The sequence below is a fragment of the Ewingella sp. C233 genome, from assembly GCF_055407225.1.
In genome coordinates this window covers 2,483,332-2,498,470 of record NZ_JBUZRI010000001.1, presented here as the reverse complement: position 1 = coordinate 2,498,470, position 15,139 = coordinate 2,483,332, and the positions used below count along the sequence as shown (strand labels likewise).

The following is a 15,139-nucleotide window of genomic DNA, read 5'->3' as shown; positions in this document are numbered from 1 at the left end:
ATATAAAATGGCTGACACATTAAAAGCTGACGTCATCGTTATCGGCTCCGGCGTGGCCGGTGGCATCGTGGCGAATGAACTGGCGAAAGCCGGAAAGAATGTTTTGATCCTCGAAGCGGGCCCGCGCATGTCGCGCTGGGAGATCGTCGAGAACTTCCGTAATCAGGCTGATAAAACCGATAACATGAAGCCGTATCCGTCGACGGATTACGCGCCGCATCCGGAATCCAATCCGAGCAATAATTACCTGATTCAGAAAGGTGAGCACCCGTATGACGCGCAGTTTATCCGCGTCGTTGGCGGCACCACTTGGCACTGGGCGGCGTCCGCATGGCGCTTCCTGCCTAACGATTTCAAAATCAAATCGCTGTACGGCGTTGGCCGCGACTGGCCGATTGAGTACACCGAGCTGGAAAAGTGGTACTTCCGCGCCGAGCAGGAGCTGGGCGTGTGGGGGCCGAATAATGAAGAACTGGGTTCACCGCGCAGCGCACCGTATCCGATGGAGCCGCTGCCGCTCTCCTACAACGAGCAGCGTCTGAAAACGGTACTTAACCACAACGGTTACTATGTCGTGACCGAGCCGGTGGCGCGTAACAGCCGCCCGTACGATGGCCGCCCGACCTGCTGCGGTAATAACAACTGCATGCCGATCTGCCCGATTGGCGCCATGTATAATGGCATCACGCACGTTGAAAAAGCTGAGAAAAACGGCGCCGTTCTGCGTCCTGAATCCGTCGTCTACAAGCTGGAAGTGAACGACAAGCAGGAGATCACCGCCGCGCTGTTCAAAGACCCTCAGGGGAACGAGCACCGCGCGGAAGCGCAATACTTCGTGCTGGCCGCCAACGGTATCGAAATTCCCAAGCTGATGCTGATGTCTACTAACGACAAAAACCCGAAAGGCGTCGGTAACAGTTCTGATCAGGTTGGCCGCAACCTGATGGACCACCCGGGTGTTGGCGTTGAGTTTTATGCTAACGAAGCCCTGTGGCCCGGCCGCGGGCCGCAGGAGATGACTTCGATGGTCGGGTTCCGCGACGGTGATTTCCGTAAAGAGTACGCCGCGAAGAAAATCCACCTGTCGAACGTTTCACGTACGGATCAGGAAGCCGGACGGGCGTTGGCTCAGAAAGGTGAATTGATCCTCGGGCCGGATCTCGACAAACGCATCCGTGACCGTTCATCGCGTTATGTGCGCTTTGACAGCTTCCACGAAATCCTGCCGCATCTGGAAAACCGCATCATTCCGAGTGCCACAGAGAAAGACAAACTGGGCATTCCGAAACCGGAGTTCTACTACGCCATGGACGACTACGTGCGTAAAAGTGCCGAGCATACCTATAAAGTCTATGCCGATGCGGCGCGCCTGATGGGCGGCACTGAAATTACTTACTTCAAGGATTTCGCCAATAACAACCACATCACCGGCACCACCATTATGGGGCATGACCCGAAAGATTCGGTGGTAGATACGCAATGCCGTACCCATGACCACAAAAACCTGTTTATCGCCAGCAGCGCCGTGATGCCAACCGTAGGCTCGGTAAACTGTACTCTGACCATTGCGGCGCTCTCCCTGCGTATTGCCGACACGCTTAAGGCGGAGGTGTAATGATGAAAAAATTAACCCTTAGCCTGATGGCCGCTGCCGGTATGTTCAGCATGGCGGTTCACGCCGATGAGTCAGGCACTGACCTGATTAAACGCGGCGAATACCTCACTCAGGCTGCTGACTGCGTGGCTTGTCACACCACCAAAGACGGCAAGCCGTTTGCCGGTGGTCTGGCCTTCAAAACGCCGATGGGTACACTCTATTCGCCAAATATCACGGCGGATAAACAGACCGGTATCGGTGACTGGAGTGACGCCGATTTCCTGCGCGCCGTACATGAAGGCAAAAACAAAGAGGGGCAGCATCTTTATCCTGCTTTCCCTTATACCTCTTACACGCTGCTTAAGGATGACGACGTTAAAGCCATCAAAGCCTATCTGTTCAGCCTGCCACCGGTGCATCAGCCGAACCGCGAGAACGAGATGCCATTCCCGTTCAACCAGCGCTGGGGCATGTGGTTCTGGAATCTGGTGAATTTCGACAGTAAGCGTTTTGAGCCGGACACCAGCCAGTCAGCCGAATGGAATCAGGGTAAATATCTGGTCGAAGGGCTCGGCCACTGTGGGGAATGCCATACGCCGCGCAACATCACCATGGGCATGAAAGATGGCAAGCCTTACGCCGGAACTGAAGTGGACGGCTGGACTGCGTTTAACATTTCTTCTGACAAAAACGCCGGTATCGGCAGCTGGAGCAAAGGCGATATCGTGCAGTATCTGCGTTCCGGCCACGTCGGTGGCAAAGCGCAGGCCGCAGGTCCGATGGCAGAAGTGATCGAAAACAGTACGCGTCATCTTACCGATGCCGACCTGAACTCGATGGCGACCTACATCCAGACGCTGAAACCGCAGGCAGATGCGGATGTAACGAAGAGCCGTTCCGACTGGGGTCATGAAGCGACCAGCGTAGACAATCTGCGCGGCGTGCCGTTTAAAGACTCGCAGGAAACCGACGGTGCGCGTCTGTTCCTCGGCAACTGCGCCAGTTGCCACAGCTTCGGCGGGCAGGGCAGTCAGGACGGATATTACCCGTCGCTAATGAAAAACAGCGTCGTGGGCGCGAAAACGCCAAACAACCTGATCAACGTCATCCTGCACGGCGTATCGCGTAAAACCAACGATGGCGACGTGTTTATGCCAGGATTTGCCGACACGCTGAGCGACAAACAGATTGCCACGCTGAGCACCTACATGCTGGAAGAGTTTGGGGCTAAGCCCGCGTTAAATGTGAAAGAGAGCGATGTGAAGGATCTGCGCGGGGAGTGATCTCCGGCAGGATCATCACTTGCCAGTAAGGGGCGGGGTTAAGCGTTGCGGCGTTTAACTTCGCTTTTTTTATTTCATTTTTGAGTTTCAAGGTCAAACCTTGGGCTGGCCGCACACATGGGTAAAACTTGGGAAGTAGCCGACGGTGTAACGGTTATCTCTGAGCTGTCGATTTCTGATATCGAGTCATGTTCTTTTATGATCTCCGTCCACTTGAGCAAACACCTATTCTCCAAACCGAACATCATTCTGGAATCACCCTCGTAGCCGGGGGCTATATGAACCAGGCGCTGGCGGGTGCGGTCATTGCCTATTTACAAGGTGGTTCCGTGAGCCGGTGCGGCAGGCGGGGAACTGGCAGCCAAAGCCATTATGGAGGCATACTACCCGGGTCGTACGGCTGAAAGCCTGAGCAATACAGAAAAAAGTAATATCAGCGCCATCAGCACCCTGGCCGCAGGCCTCGCCGGAGGTGTAGCAGGAAACTCCACCAACGCCGCAGGCACCGGAGCAGTAAGTGGGAAGGTGGCGGTGGAGAATAACTCTTTGGCCGGTGATAAAGCCCGAGAGTCAGTTAAAGAAAGCAAAGAATACTGGAAAGAAAAAGTCAGGGAGACCATGGGCGAAAACCTGGGTTCCCAGATGACAAATGGTCTGATTAATTTTGCGGCTGAAACCGGTGACTTAGCCATGTTTGGCGGTGATGCGGGGTATGATCTTGCACTGGCACTGGGGACCTGTGCAACAGGAAATAGCTATTGTGGTCAGGCGCAAAGCGATTTAGCGAAGAAAGACGCCGCTGCCGCAGGTATGTTGAGTGCCATGATGAATGGCGATGCATGGGAAGGGATCAGTACTACAGTTGTGAAAGCCTGGAATGGCGATCAGAGGGCACTGGAGAATGTAGCCGGGATACTAACGGGAATAATGGTGCCTGCGAAAGCTCTGTCGCCTGGTGGTAAAGGTAGTTCGGTTGCTGAATCGACTGCAGCAAGAGGTACATCTTCGGAGACAGCATCATCCAAACCGGAATGGCTACAAAACGTTCAAGCAGGGAATAAATTCAACGCTGAACAGTCAAAGAACTACCCTTATAACGAAATGTATGTGAACAAGCCAGATGGTAGTGGCTATTATCGGGTAGATTCTTATAATCCAGCTACCGGTGAAATTGTTTCGCGGAAGTTTACTCAGTTCTCTGATATCACAGAGACAGCAGCAAATAATTACATCAGGGAAGCGGTGAATAAATATCCAGCTGGGGCAACGATTGCTAAAGTTCCATCTAGTGGTTCGTTAGCTGGGCGTCAATTAGAAGGGATAAATATTCTAGAGATCCCACCTCAAGCGAAACCGATACCACAATCAATACTTGATTCAGCTAAGAAGGCTAATGTGGTGATCCGTGATACTAGCGGTAAGGTATATAAATGAATCAGAATATTTTTTACTGTAAAAAATGGTCAGTTGGCTATAAAGAGCCGATAGATTTATTGAGTAAAGATGCTGCATATAAACTACATTCTCGGGGTGTTGAATACACGGTACTTGTTGGATCTGACACTAAACCGTCGTGTTTTATTCACGTAATAAAAGATAAAGGATGGGTTAGTGTTAGTTTTTTAGATGATGACTTAAAAGAGTATCTCTTATATAGCTTCAAATTATTGGATGATGATCGATTATTTTTATCAATGGCCGTTCATCGAGAGTTCGCAAAAAATGGTGAGCGTGGGGTTGGTATATTGAATCTATCAAGCGGAACCACCTACCTTTTCAATGAAGATGGTAATACGATAGTAAGGGAAGAAAGTTTCGAACCTCATATTTTAGAAGAGAGTCAAACGGTCACCGATGTCTCAGGTAACTATGATCACTTTCCTGAATTTGGTCATTACGAATCGTTAATTCGAATCGAAAGGTAATAAAAATATCCCGGCCACCTAAGCCGGGATATTTTTATCTGTCACTCAATCATAGGCTGGATAACCAGTTGCCCCTGTTCCACGGCCACTATAACCGGTGTATCGGTCCCAAACCCCGCCTCTTTTAGCCAGTCGCCCTTCAGGTGCAGGCTGGGATGGCGGTTGTAATAGGTGGTCATATGGGTTCTGCGGTCTTCGTGGCGAACGCTGACATAACCCACTTTATAACGGCGCTGTGTTTTGGAAATCGTTGAATCTGCATTACAATCTTGCTTAGCCATAGTAACTATCCTTATTAGTTGCTTGTGGTGAGCGGGCTGGCGGTGGTGAGACACCTTCAGCTCGCGTTCAAAAAATCTTCTTTTAGCTGTCCGTTCCTGTCTGCTGTGCCTGAGTAATCACGGTGTCTAGCATCTCTGAAACAAACTTCTGCTTACTCTTCGGTAACTGGCTAATTACCTGGATCTGTTGTTCCAGACGTGAGGCCGGGCCACGCTTGCGCGGTGACAATATCGTCTCTTCGCCCAGTAACCTTTCCAGAGAAACTGAGAGGATCTTCGCTACAGCGGGAAGTATCGATATCTGTATCCGTCTGCGACCTGCCTCCCATGACTGTACTGCCTGTTGTGAAACATTAAGCATCTGTGCCAGTTGCACCTGAGTCAGTCCGGCATCCTTGCGCAAGGCGGTGATCCGGTTGCCTAACTCAGTCATAAATATCTGTTCTTCACTGCTGATTGATGCGGCCATCGTGGGTTGTGTCCGTGTTACCTGTGACTTGATGACCATAATATACCTCCTGTTTTACATCTCACTGCTGTATGTACCACTCTCTGTGGTATATGCTTTCCGAGTTATTTTATCTGAAACCCTATTGGCAGGTTTTTTACAGGAGTTGAGTGATGGCCCGTTTCTCCGCCAATGAAATGAATGAGCTGAAACGATCTTTAAGCCTGGTAAGCCACTAAAATGACTACTGAGAAAACAACAATTGTCGTAGAAAAAATGGATCGCATGGCTACTTTATTAGAATTAGGTAGTTATGCAGAATGGTCAGCCATCAGCTCCACTTCTCCACAGACGGCCGTTTAGCCGTGATCACCTCAATAAACTCAAGGATCTGCTGTTGTTTGCGCCCCGAAAGCTTACAGATCTTCTTCTGCGTATGAATGAACTCCGGCTCTGGCGGCGGTAGGGGTAATGGCACTTCGGCTGTGAGCAACAGGCAAACCGACCCATACGCGTGCCTCTACATCGGTATTGCACTCTATAAGGTGGGCGACCCCTCTAAGAACGAACCCGACTGGATAATCAATGGCGGCGTACCGGAGCTAAAAAACAGCTCGATTTGAACCAATTCGTGTCACAAATTAACGGCACTACTCTGTTCCGGGAAAACTATCTCAACCAGCCTCAAACCCAAGAAGCCGTCAATTACCTTAAACAGCGCTGGGGAAACTAATCCTCCGTATTTAAAAATGCTTGACCGCAAATTTCGCGTATTTAAAAAGCCAGGACGACATTTTGCGGCTATAACAGCGGTAACTGAAACACGGCCATTGTGACCGGCGCCCACGACCTTGCATTTGAATTTGAAATTAGAAACATTTCCCTCAGCTTTCAAAAAGCTGAAACCCGGTTTTCTGGCCGCCCGCCAAGGGCATTATTTCTTTAAGAAATGAAAAAGATAGTAATCCCCTTTTGGGCTTTCGCCTTCGGCGATTATCTCCCACCCTTTGGCGAGGTAAAATCTCACTGAATTTTCACTTTTGATCAAACACTTCAGCGCGCCTTTTCCCGTAAACATTGCTTCGCTGGCATGAAGTAAAGCGCTGCCGACACCGGTCCCTTTGGCTTCGGGAGCGACAAACAGGTTATGCAGGAAATTTTCCTGAGTGAATATCGAGGCGAAGCCGACTAACTTACCGTCGCGCACGGCGACGATCACCGTTTCGCCAATTGTGGCGCGGTCAAAATCTTCGAGCTGTAAATCCTGCGTGTCCATCCACGTCCAGGTATCTTTGCGCGAGGCCAGATAGAGCGTGCGCAAAAAAGGCCGGTCGGCCTCCTCGTAAGGGCGTATCTGCAAGGCATTCTCTCCGTTGTTACAAACCTGTGAAGATTGTAGGTTGATCTTCGCGCCGCGCCCACCAATAATGCTCCCTTGACTCGGGGTGCCCCTTTTGCGCAAGCAAGGGCTGAGAACTTACCCGTATTACCTGATCTGGATTATGCCAGCGTAGGGAAGTCAGGTATCTCTCCCGATACCGCCTTCTTGAGCGCCGGTGGGGAGAAAATATGAATACCCGACCTGTCGATTTTTCTGCTGCACATGCGGCTACTGCGTTACAAAAACTCCGAAACTCCCATCCCTTAGTCCATTGCCTGACCAACGATGTGGTGCAGTCATTTACGGCTAACGTGCTGCTGGCCATTGGTGCGTCACCGGCGATGGTGGTGGACCCGACCGAAGCGGCGCAGTTTTCAGCGATAGCCGATGCGCTGCTGATCAACGTCGGTACGCTGACCGAACCCCATGCCGACGCCATGCTGGCCGCTGTTTATGCCGCTAATCAGGCTGGAAAACCTTGGGTGCTGGATCCGGTGGCCGTCGGTGGTCTGACCTTACGCACAGAATTTTGTCTCGAACTGATTCAACTCACACCCGCCGCTATCCGTGGCAACGCCTCCGAGATTCGTGCACTCAGCGGGATGAGCTCGACCGGGCGCGGCGTGGACAGCGGTGATGATTCGCTCTGTGCTTTACCGGCGGCTAAACAACTGGCGCAGCAAACCGGCGCAATTGTGGCGGTGACCGGTGAAATTGATTACGTCACCGACGGCGAACGCTGTCTGGCGGTGCGCGGTGGCGACGTACTGATGACCCGCGTGGTCGGCACCGGCTGCGCGCTGTCGGCGGTCGTCGCGGCGTTTGTTGCCCTGCCAGGCGACCGGCTGGAGAACGTGGCCGCGGCATGCCGGGTGATGTCCTGCGCCGGTGAACGGGCCTGCCAGCAGGCGCGCGGGCCGGGCAGTTTTACTCCGGCTTTCCTCGATAATCTTTATCTTCTCGATGGGGAGGCGCTGCAATGAAACGCATCAATGCACTGACGATTGCGGGGACTGATCCGAGCGGCGGTGCCGGGATTCAGGCAGACCTTAAAACCTTCTCCGCACTCGCCGCCTATGGCACCAGCGTCATCACTGCGCTGGTGGCGCAAAACACCCGTGGCGTGCAGTCGGTGTACAACATCGAACCTGCGTTTGTGGCGGCGCAGCTGGATTCGGTCCTGGGTGACGTACGTATCGACAGCGCGAAAATCGGCATGTTGGCCAACTCGGCAATTGTGGAAGCGGTGGCGGAGCGGCTCAGACATTATCAGCCGCCGTTTGTGGTGCTTGATACGGTGATGCTGGCAAAAAGCGGCGATCCGTTATTACAGCCCGACGCCGTCGAGGCGCTGCGGTGTTTGCTGTTGCCACAGGTGTCGATCATTACGCCGAACCTGCCGGAAGCCGCTGCGTTGCTGGCTTGCGACATGGCGCAGAATGAGCTGGAGATGCGTGAACAGGGCGAGGCGCTGCTGGCGATGGGGTGTGAAGCGGTGCTGATGAAGGGCGGGCATTTACCGGCGGATGAAAACCGTGAAAACGGCGAAAGCCCGGACTGGTTGTTTATGAAAGATTCCCGTCAGCGTTTCACCGCACCGCGCATCAACACCCGCCATACCCACGGTACCGGCTGTACGCTGTCGGCGGCGCTGGCAGCGCTGCGTCCGCGATATGATAATTGGCCGGACACGGTTCACGCCGCAAAACACTATTTACAGCAGGCGCTGATGCAGGCCGATTCCCTGGAGGTAGGAGAGGGAATTGGGCCGGTGCATCATTTCCATAGGTGGTGGTAAGCGAATTAAGCCCGGCTCTGTTTTTGCGAAAACGCCTCGCTGCAAAGTTCGGATTCAGCCTGCTGAAACAGCGTCAGCGCTTGCCTGATATGGGCTGCATCGAACGGGTTCAGCGGGTAGAATTTTTCCTCTTTGCGCGGTCGCAGTGAAAGGCGAATTTGGGTTGATGAGATGCGTTCAAACAGATAGCTCGCGATGTCGTCATTCTCTTCGTCACGCCAGGAGATAAGCAGGGCAGCGTGTTCACCGGTACGGCGGGCGAGAAAACGGTTGTGCGCCCACAGGCCTTCACAGTCGCCATCTTTTTGCAGTTTCTTGCCGCTAAACCAGTTGCTGTCGGCCAGGAACCACAACGCCTGCGGTGTGATGTCGCGCTGCATCTCCCGCCACAATGGCTGATTGTTTTCCATCTGCCAGCAGGCCATACCGAGATAATCGTTCAGCTCGCGCCAGTCATTTTCCAGCTGCTGTTTGAGTTCAGAGTCGAGAATATTGTGGAACTGCTGTAAGCCGCTGGCCTGTTCGCCGAGGCGGGTGTAACCGACCACCGACATGGTGCGCGGGCGGCGGCGGAAGGTCATCCACAGCAGGAATTTGGGAATACGAAATTTGATGGCTTGTACGCTGAGCTTATAGCGCTGGCCGCGCGACATCACCAGTCCATTGGAGGTGCCGCGTTTATCCTGATAATTACGCACCAATACGACGCTGTTCTGGCCCATCCAGCCGGTAACGTAATGTTCTTTTTCGCTTTCAGCAATATCCAGATCGCGGGCAATTTGTTCGATTTTCTCCACATCCAGCTGACCTAGAGAAAGCGCCTCATCGGCGCTGTAATAGCATTTCTTTGACGTAATGGATTGCAACGACGTAGCTGACGGCATAACTAAAATCCCACGGGAAGTACATGGTTTACAGCTTAGCCTAAGTTGTTATACAAATTTATGTCACGGCTAACATAAACCGCATTTATTTGTAAATGCTCACAGACGGCCTGCGCTGCCGCAGATGCGGATCTTCTCGGCCACCACTTCTTTCATGGCGATCTTACCGGGCACGATGTATTTGCGCGGATCGTTGGCGTCAGGGTTCTGGTTGAAATAGCTTTTTACGGCGTCGGCAAACGCGATCTTCAGTTCAGTCGCGACGTTAACTTTGCACACGCCCAGGCGGATCGCCCGCGCCACCATGGCTTCGGGAATGCCAGACGCACCGTGCAGCACCAGCGGGATATCCACGCAGTTGCGGATCTTCTCCAGCCGATCGAAGTCCAGCTTAGGTTCACCCTGATACAACCCGTGCGCCGAGCCAATCGCCACGGCCAGAGAATCGATGCCGGTCAGTTCGACAAATTCTCTGGCGGCCATCGGGTCGGTGAAGAAGCTGTCGGCGGAGTCCACCACCAGATCGTCTTCCTGACCGCCGAGCCGCCCCAGTTCGGCTTCGACGCTGGCACCATAGCGGTGACACAATTTGACCGCCTGCAACACGATGTCGATGTTCTGGCGAAACGGCAGGTGAGAACCGTCGATCATCACCGAGCGAATGCCCTGACGGACTTTGCCTTCGATATCTTCCATCTCTTCATGATGGTCCAGATGCAGTGCCAGAGGAAGATTATAGCGGCGCGCGGCGGCCTGGCAGATCTCTACCAGATAGTCGGTTCCGGCATAGGAGAAGGTGCCGGGTGTCCCGGCCATGATCACCGGAGACGCCATTTCGGCCGCGGTTTCTGCGACCACCTGCACGGTCTCCAGATTGTGTACGTTGAACGCCGGAACGGCGTAACCTTCGCGCTGGGCTTTTTTCAGCATTTCGCGATTTGAAACCAGATACATATGTACTCCCTGATATGGCGTTAGGTGGTTATCAAAGCGCTGCGGCACTGACCTGCATGGCTGGTTTGGAATAACGGTAAATCGTGACGCCTTTTACCACGCGGTTGACCTCACCGGTCGGGCACGGGTTGTCCGGCGTCAGGCCTTGCGCCAGCGAGGTTTCCATCGCCAGCATCTGCACAAACAGCAGGTAAGGGAACATCAGCCACAGGTCATCGCGGTCATCGTGCAGGGTCTGCACGCCGGCGAAATCATGGGGTTCACCGCTCAGGCCGACCATCTGCTGGGCCAGTCCGTCGCGTCTCAGTTCATGCCATAAATCGACATCGTACTGGCGTGCATAGCTGTCGCTGGAGAACATCAGCAGCACCAGTGTCTGGTCATCGACCATAAATTTTGGCCCGTGGCGCAGCCCCAGGGAGGAGTCGTAGCGGGTGACGATGCGCCCGGCGGTCAGTTCGAGCATTTTCAGTGACGCCTCTTCGGCCAGACCGGTAAAGCAACTGCCGCCGAGCGTGATGTAACGGCGAAAACCGCTGGTGGCCAGGGCTTTAACCTGCGGTTGCAGGCTTTCCCGCAGCTGATAGCAGCGTTCCACCATACGTTCGAGTGGCTCACGCGCGGCACTCAACGAGTGCGGGCCGAGCAGCAGCGCGGCGCTGAGCATCATGCAGCTGAAGCTCGAAGTCATGGCGAAGCTCTGATCATTCGAGCCTTCCGGCATCAGCAGCGCCAGCACGTTATCGCGGCCGTCGGCATAGTGCGCCAGCTGGCTGTCCGGGTTACACACCAGCATCAGGTGGTAGCACTCTGGCACCAGTTGATCCGCCAGCGCCACGCTCGCCACGCTTTCCGGGCTGTTACCCGAACGGGCAAAGGACACCAGCAGCGTCGGGCGTGAACGGTCTAAATACTGATGCGGGTTGGCGACGATATCCGTGGTGCCATAGGCCACCACGTCGCGTCCGGTCTGCTGGCGCAGCCACGGTGCAAGGGCACGACCGGCGAACGCCGAACTGCCCGCGCCGCACAGCACAATTTGCAGGCGCGGATTGTCCAGCAGCGGTTGCAGGAAAGGCTGCCACTGTGCGCTGTTGTCCGTCAGTTGCTGATGCAGGGCTCGCCATAAGTCGGGTTGCTGCCAGATCTCTTTGGCGGTGTGCAACGCGTTGTGCTGTTCCAGCCAGTCACTGCTGTAGGAAAAATAGTGGCTCATGATACGTGCTCCCTGGTAGCGGGCTGGCAGGCGTCGGCGTAATCGGCCAGCACTTCGCTGATTTTATGTAAAACCCAATCCTGCGGATCGGAGGAAAGCTGACCGGCGTTGATGGCGCGGGCCTGTTCGGGCAGATACTGGCTGAGCAGCGCTTGCGGAACCGGGTTCTTACGCAGGTTATCCAGCAGGCTGTCGACCGCCGCGCACACTTCCGGCAGCGGCCAGTAATAACGCACGCGATCGCTCAGGCTGTACTGGCGGTGCAGATGCTGCTGATGCGGTTTGCCAGGGTAGTAGCGGCGCCACTGTTCCGGGCGTTCGCACATCACCTGCTCCAGCGTGGAACACAGATGCGACGCCTGATGCTCACCCAGCCATTCGCGCTCAATGTGGTCGAGGGCAAACAGCGCTTCGCGCAGGGCGAAGGTCAGGGCCGGGCCAACCTTGAGAATGGCGAAGTGATCGCGTACCAGCTGGCGGTAAGCCAGCGGGGCCTGATAATCGGTGGAGTGGGCCTCATACACCATCGTTGGCCAGCTCTCGATAAAACGGGTCAACTGGCGGGCGCGTTCCGGCTGATAACGCTCGACGCTGTGGTTGTCGAACTCGACGCCTGGCTGCACCACGACGGCAATAACCCTAGGCCAGACGGCGGCCAGACCCTGTGCCATCCAGGCGCTGCGGTGCACGCCGAGCGTGGTTTCCACGGCGTCCGGCGTGGTGACATGCATACCTTCATCTTCAAGTGATTCCTGCGCACCGCCCGGTACCGGCACTTCGGTGCCAATCACGTATACCGGTGCTTCGCCGCCGTGCTGCTGCCAGCTTTTTTCTGCAATGGCGCACAGACGCGCGGCGCGGCGGGCCACTTCATCGTCACCGAGCGGAGTCGGGTCACCGGCGCAGGACATCGAACAGTCGAGGTGAATTTTGCGAAAACCGGCGGCGACGTAATCGGCAATCAGGGTGTCTGCCAGCAGCATGGCCTGTTCGGCGGGCTGATCCTGCCAGGCGTTCGGCCCAAGATGGTCACCACCGAGCCAGACGCGGTCGCGGGGTAAACCCAGCGCGTCCGCTTGTTGCCAGACCGCATCGCGGAACTGGTGCGGCTGCATGCCGGTATAACCGCCAAACTGGTTCACCTGATTGGAGGTCGCCTCGATGAGCACCGTGGTGTGCCGTTGCTGTGCCTGACGCAGCGCCGCTTCGATAACCCACGGATGCGCCGAACAGACGGAGAACACGCCCACCGGCTCGCCAGCTTTGTGGCGCTTTATCAGTTCAAGTAGTTGTTGCATAAAACAAACTCCTTATCAGATGGGTGATCGGCTCACCGGTCGGCGATGATCACTTCGACCCCTAAATCATGTAATGCCCGACGGTAGTCGTCGGGGATACGGCTGTCGGTGACCAGCTTGTTGATCTTGCCGATTTCGCAAATCATGCAAAAACTGGTACGGCCAAACTTGCTGGCGTCTGCCACGGCAATCACTTCTCGGGCGACGTCGCACATGGCGCGGTTTAACTGGGCTTCACCGGGGTTTGGCGTTGTGATACCGCTCACCAGGTCAAAGCCATCGACACCTAAAAACAGTTTGTCGAAGCGGTACTGGCGGATGTGCTGTTCAGCGGACGGGCCGTACAGCGACCAGGATTTACGCCGTACGCTGCCGCCAATCACCATCAGGTCCACCTGTTCATTGCTGGCTAATTCAAACGCGATATTTAGCGCGTTAGTCATCACCACCAGTTCCTGCTTTCCCTGTAACTGCGGCACCATCTGGCTGATGGTGGAGCCGGAATCGAGGATGATTGACTCGCCGTCGTTGACAAGCCGCGCCGCCGCGCAGGCGATGGTGTATTTCACGTCGCGGTTGATGCGGCCCTTGTCCTGCAACGGGCGGTCAAACACGAACTGTTTATTCAATTTGGCGCCGCCGTAGGCCCGCACCGCGCAACCGCTTTTTTCCAGATAACGTAGATCGTTGCGGATGGTCACGCTCGACACGTCATACTGCCCGCTGAGATCTTCCACCCGCACCGATCCCTCGCGACATAACTGGTCGATAATTAATTCCCGGCGTTTTAGCGTATTTATCATTGGCGCGTAATCCCCTCAACAGCATTGAACCTGTCGTTAAACATTTTTCGGCTGCTTTCGGTGTTTCGGCCTGAATTACAGCAAACGAAAAACCGAAAAGCAACGTTATTTTTTAAATAAATCCTTATATATCATAAAGTTAATTATGAATCTTGCTTTCGGTTCACCCCCAATCGAAAGGTGAGGCGAAAGCGTTGAAACCGTCAAAACCGTTATTTTTCAGCGCCTCTCAAACACCGCCTGAAGATTATTTCTGGCGGAACCGAAAGCCGCCTGATCCTGCTATTTCTTTTGTCTTTCACTTATTGGACGAATTAATTTTCGTATTTATTTTCCCGATCTCTTCAGTGCGCGTTTTGTTCCAACAGCGCCGCACCGCGCACGCCGCTGCTGTCACCAAATACCGGCGATAAAATGGCCGCCGGTTCACTGTTGGGGAACAACCAGGCGCGCATCGCTATCGGCAGCAGGCGGTAGAGTTCAGGCATATTCGATACGCCGCCGCCGAGTACAAACGCATCGACGTCGAGCATCAGTTGCAGGCTGGCGAGGGCGCTGGCGAGAATGTCGATATACATCCCGACCAGTCGCTGCGCGAGCGGATCACCCTGCCGGTAGCAGGCCAGCAGGTCCGGCACGCTGGTGGCGGGGTGGCGAAAGTGTTGGGCGAGCGCCATAAACCCGCGCCCGGAGACGTAGCGCTCGAAGCAGCCGGTCAATCCGCAACTGCAACGGAAAAGGGGCAGGTCATAGCGCTGAACCAACTGGGCGGAAATCGGGATATGTCCCCATTCTCCCGCCAGTCCATTTTTGCCTTTGTGCAGATGTTTATGCAGCACCAGCCCGCCACCCGCGCCGGTGCCGAGGATCACGCCGAAGACGATGTCGTGGCGCTGCGTCTGCTCGGTGCTGGCTTCTGACAGCGCAAAGCAGCGGCAGTCGTTTTCAATCGCCACTGGGCGGTTCAGCGTATTGGCAAGGTCTTCCGCCAGACAGTGACCGGTGATGCAGGGCACGTTCACCGACAGCTGTTTGCGGCTTACCGGGTCCGTCACGCCCGGCAGGCCAATGCCGATGCTGCCGCGGGTGTGCAGCGTCAAATCAGCCTGTGCTACCAGCGTTTTTACGCAGCTCAGAAACTGCTGGTAATCACCAGTCGGCGTACTGACCCGCTGACAAAACACCTGATTCAGCCGGTCGTCGTAGGCTGCCATCTCAATTTTGGTACCGCCGATATCAAATCCGTAGCGCATCGCTAATTCCCCACAATC

General features: G+C 54.7%; 15 protein-coding genes, 1 pseudogene and 1 riboswitch. Of the genes and pseudogenes, 7 read left to right on the top strand and 9 right to left on the bottom strand.

Annotated elements, in window-relative coordinates:
- Positions 1-7: 7 nt before the first annotated feature.
- From ACZRKO_RS11325 to ACZRKO_RS11310, 4 genes are all read left to right on the top strand, one after another.
- Complete coding sequence (locus ACZRKO_RS11325; protein WP_463737266.1) at positions 8-1,615, top strand: GMC family oxidoreductase; 1,608 nt, start codon at positions 8-10, stop codon at positions 1,613-1,615.
- A gap of 26 nt (positions 1,616-1,641) precedes the next feature.
- A complete protein-coding gene (locus ACZRKO_RS11320; RefSeq protein ID WP_463737538.1) occupies positions 1,642-2,880 on the top strand; it encodes a c-type cytochrome in 1,239 nt (412 codons plus the stop codon).
- 372 nt (positions 2,881-3,252) lie between these two features.
- The gene (locus tag ACZRKO_RS11315; RefSeq protein WP_463737265.1) at positions 3,253-4,314 is read left to right on the top strand and encodes a VENN motif pre-toxin domain-containing protein; all 1,062 of its coding nucleotides are present in this window, start codon (positions 3,253-3,255) and stop codon (positions 4,312-4,314) included.
- Positions 4,311-4,805, top strand: coding sequence for a hypothetical protein (locus ACZRKO_RS11310; protein WP_463737264.1), 495 nt, complete (start codon positions 4,311-4,313; stop codon positions 4,803-4,805). Before ACZRKO_RS11315 ends, ACZRKO_RS11310 begins: the two co-directional genes overlap by 4 nt.
- 41 nt (positions 4,806-4,846) lie before the next feature.
- Here the strand turns inward: ACZRKO_RS11310 and ACZRKO_RS11305 are convergent, their stop codons facing one another.
- Both ACZRKO_RS11305 and ACZRKO_RS11300 read right to left on the bottom strand, forming a co-directional pair.
- Positions 4,847-5,086, bottom strand: a complete 240-nt coding sequence (locus ACZRKO_RS11305; protein ID WP_463737263.1) for a SymE family type I addiction module toxin — start codon at positions 5,084-5,086, stop codon at positions 4,847-4,849.
- An 82-nt stretch (positions 5,087-5,168) separates the two neighbouring features.
- Positions 5,169-5,594: a helix-turn-helix transcriptional regulator gene (locus ACZRKO_RS11300; protein ID WP_463737262.1), complete on the bottom strand. Its 426-nt coding sequence runs from the start codon at positions 5,592-5,594 to the stop codon at positions 5,169-5,171.
- Between the two features lie 438 nt (positions 5,595-6,032).
- Here ACZRKO_RS11300 and ACZRKO_RS11295 point away from each other — a divergent pair.
- Positions 6,033-6,267, top strand: a pseudogene (locus ACZRKO_RS11295) (glycoside hydrolase family 10 protein); the annotation flags it as partial.
- Positions 6,268-6,468: 201 nt separating this feature from the next.
- Here the strand turns inward: ACZRKO_RS11295 and ACZRKO_RS11290 are convergent.
- Positions 6,469-6,894, bottom strand: a complete 426-nt coding sequence (locus ACZRKO_RS11290; RefSeq protein ID WP_463737261.1) for an N-acetyltransferase family protein — start codon at positions 6,892-6,894, stop codon at positions 6,469-6,471.
- A gap of 71 nt (positions 6,895-6,965) precedes the next feature.
- A riboswitch (TPP riboswitch) is annotated at positions 6,966-7,068 on the top strand.
- A 35-nt stretch (positions 7,069-7,103) separates the two neighbouring features.
- Between ACZRKO_RS11290 and thiM the strand changes: the two genes are divergently transcribed.
- Together thiM and thiD are read left to right on the top strand one after the other, a co-directional pair.
- Positions 7,104-7,898, top strand: coding sequence for a hydroxyethylthiazole kinase (thiM, locus tag ACZRKO_RS11285; RefSeq protein WP_463737260.1), 795 nt, complete (start codon positions 7,104-7,106; stop codon positions 7,896-7,898).
- Positions 7,895-8,713: a bifunctional hydroxymethylpyrimidine kinase/phosphomethylpyrimidine kinase gene (gene thiD, locus ACZRKO_RS11280; protein ID WP_463737259.1), complete on the top strand. Its 819-nt coding sequence runs from the start codon at positions 7,895-7,897 to the stop codon at positions 8,711-8,713. Before thiM ends, thiD begins: the two co-directional genes overlap by 4 nt.
- A gap of 5 nt (positions 8,714-8,718) precedes the next feature.
- Here the strand turns inward: thiD and ACZRKO_RS11275 are convergent, their stop codons facing one another.
- From ACZRKO_RS11275 to ACZRKO_RS11250, 6 genes are all read right to left on the bottom strand, one after another.
- A complete protein-coding gene (locus tag ACZRKO_RS11275; RefSeq protein WP_463737258.1) occupies positions 8,719-9,597 on the bottom strand; it encodes a hypothetical protein in 879 nt (292 codons plus the stop codon).
- Positions 9,598-9,696: 99 nt separating this feature from the next.
- The gene (locus ACZRKO_RS11270; protein WP_463737257.1) at positions 9,697-10,551 is read right to left on the bottom strand and encodes a tagatose bisphosphate family class II aldolase; all 855 of its coding nucleotides are present in this window, start codon (positions 10,549-10,551) and stop codon (positions 9,697-9,699) included.
- A gap of 31 nt (positions 10,552-10,582) precedes the next feature.
- On the bottom strand, positions 10,583-11,767 hold the full coding sequence (locus ACZRKO_RS11265; RefSeq protein WP_463737256.1) for an SIS domain-containing protein: 1,185 nt from the start codon (positions 11,765-11,767) through the stop codon (positions 10,583-10,585).
- Positions 11,764-13,065, bottom strand: coding sequence for a D-tagatose-bisphosphate aldolase, class II, non-catalytic subunit (locus ACZRKO_RS11260; RefSeq protein ID WP_463737255.1), 1,302 nt, complete (start codon positions 13,063-13,065; stop codon positions 11,764-11,766). Before ACZRKO_RS11260 ends, ACZRKO_RS11265 begins: the two co-directional genes overlap by 4 nt.
- Positions 13,066-13,097: 32 nt before the next feature.
- On the bottom strand, positions 13,098-13,868 hold the full coding sequence (agaR, locus tag ACZRKO_RS11255; RefSeq protein WP_463737254.1) for a transcriptional repressor AgaR: 771 nt from the start codon (positions 13,866-13,868) through the stop codon (positions 13,098-13,100).
- A gap of 344 nt (positions 13,869-14,212) precedes the next feature.
- Positions 14,213-15,121 (bottom strand): ROK family protein, encoded by a 909-nt coding sequence (locus ACZRKO_RS11250; RefSeq protein ID WP_463737253.1) that lies wholly within the window; start codon positions 15,119-15,121, stop codon positions 14,213-14,215.
- Positions 15,122-15,139: the final 18 nt, after the last annotated feature.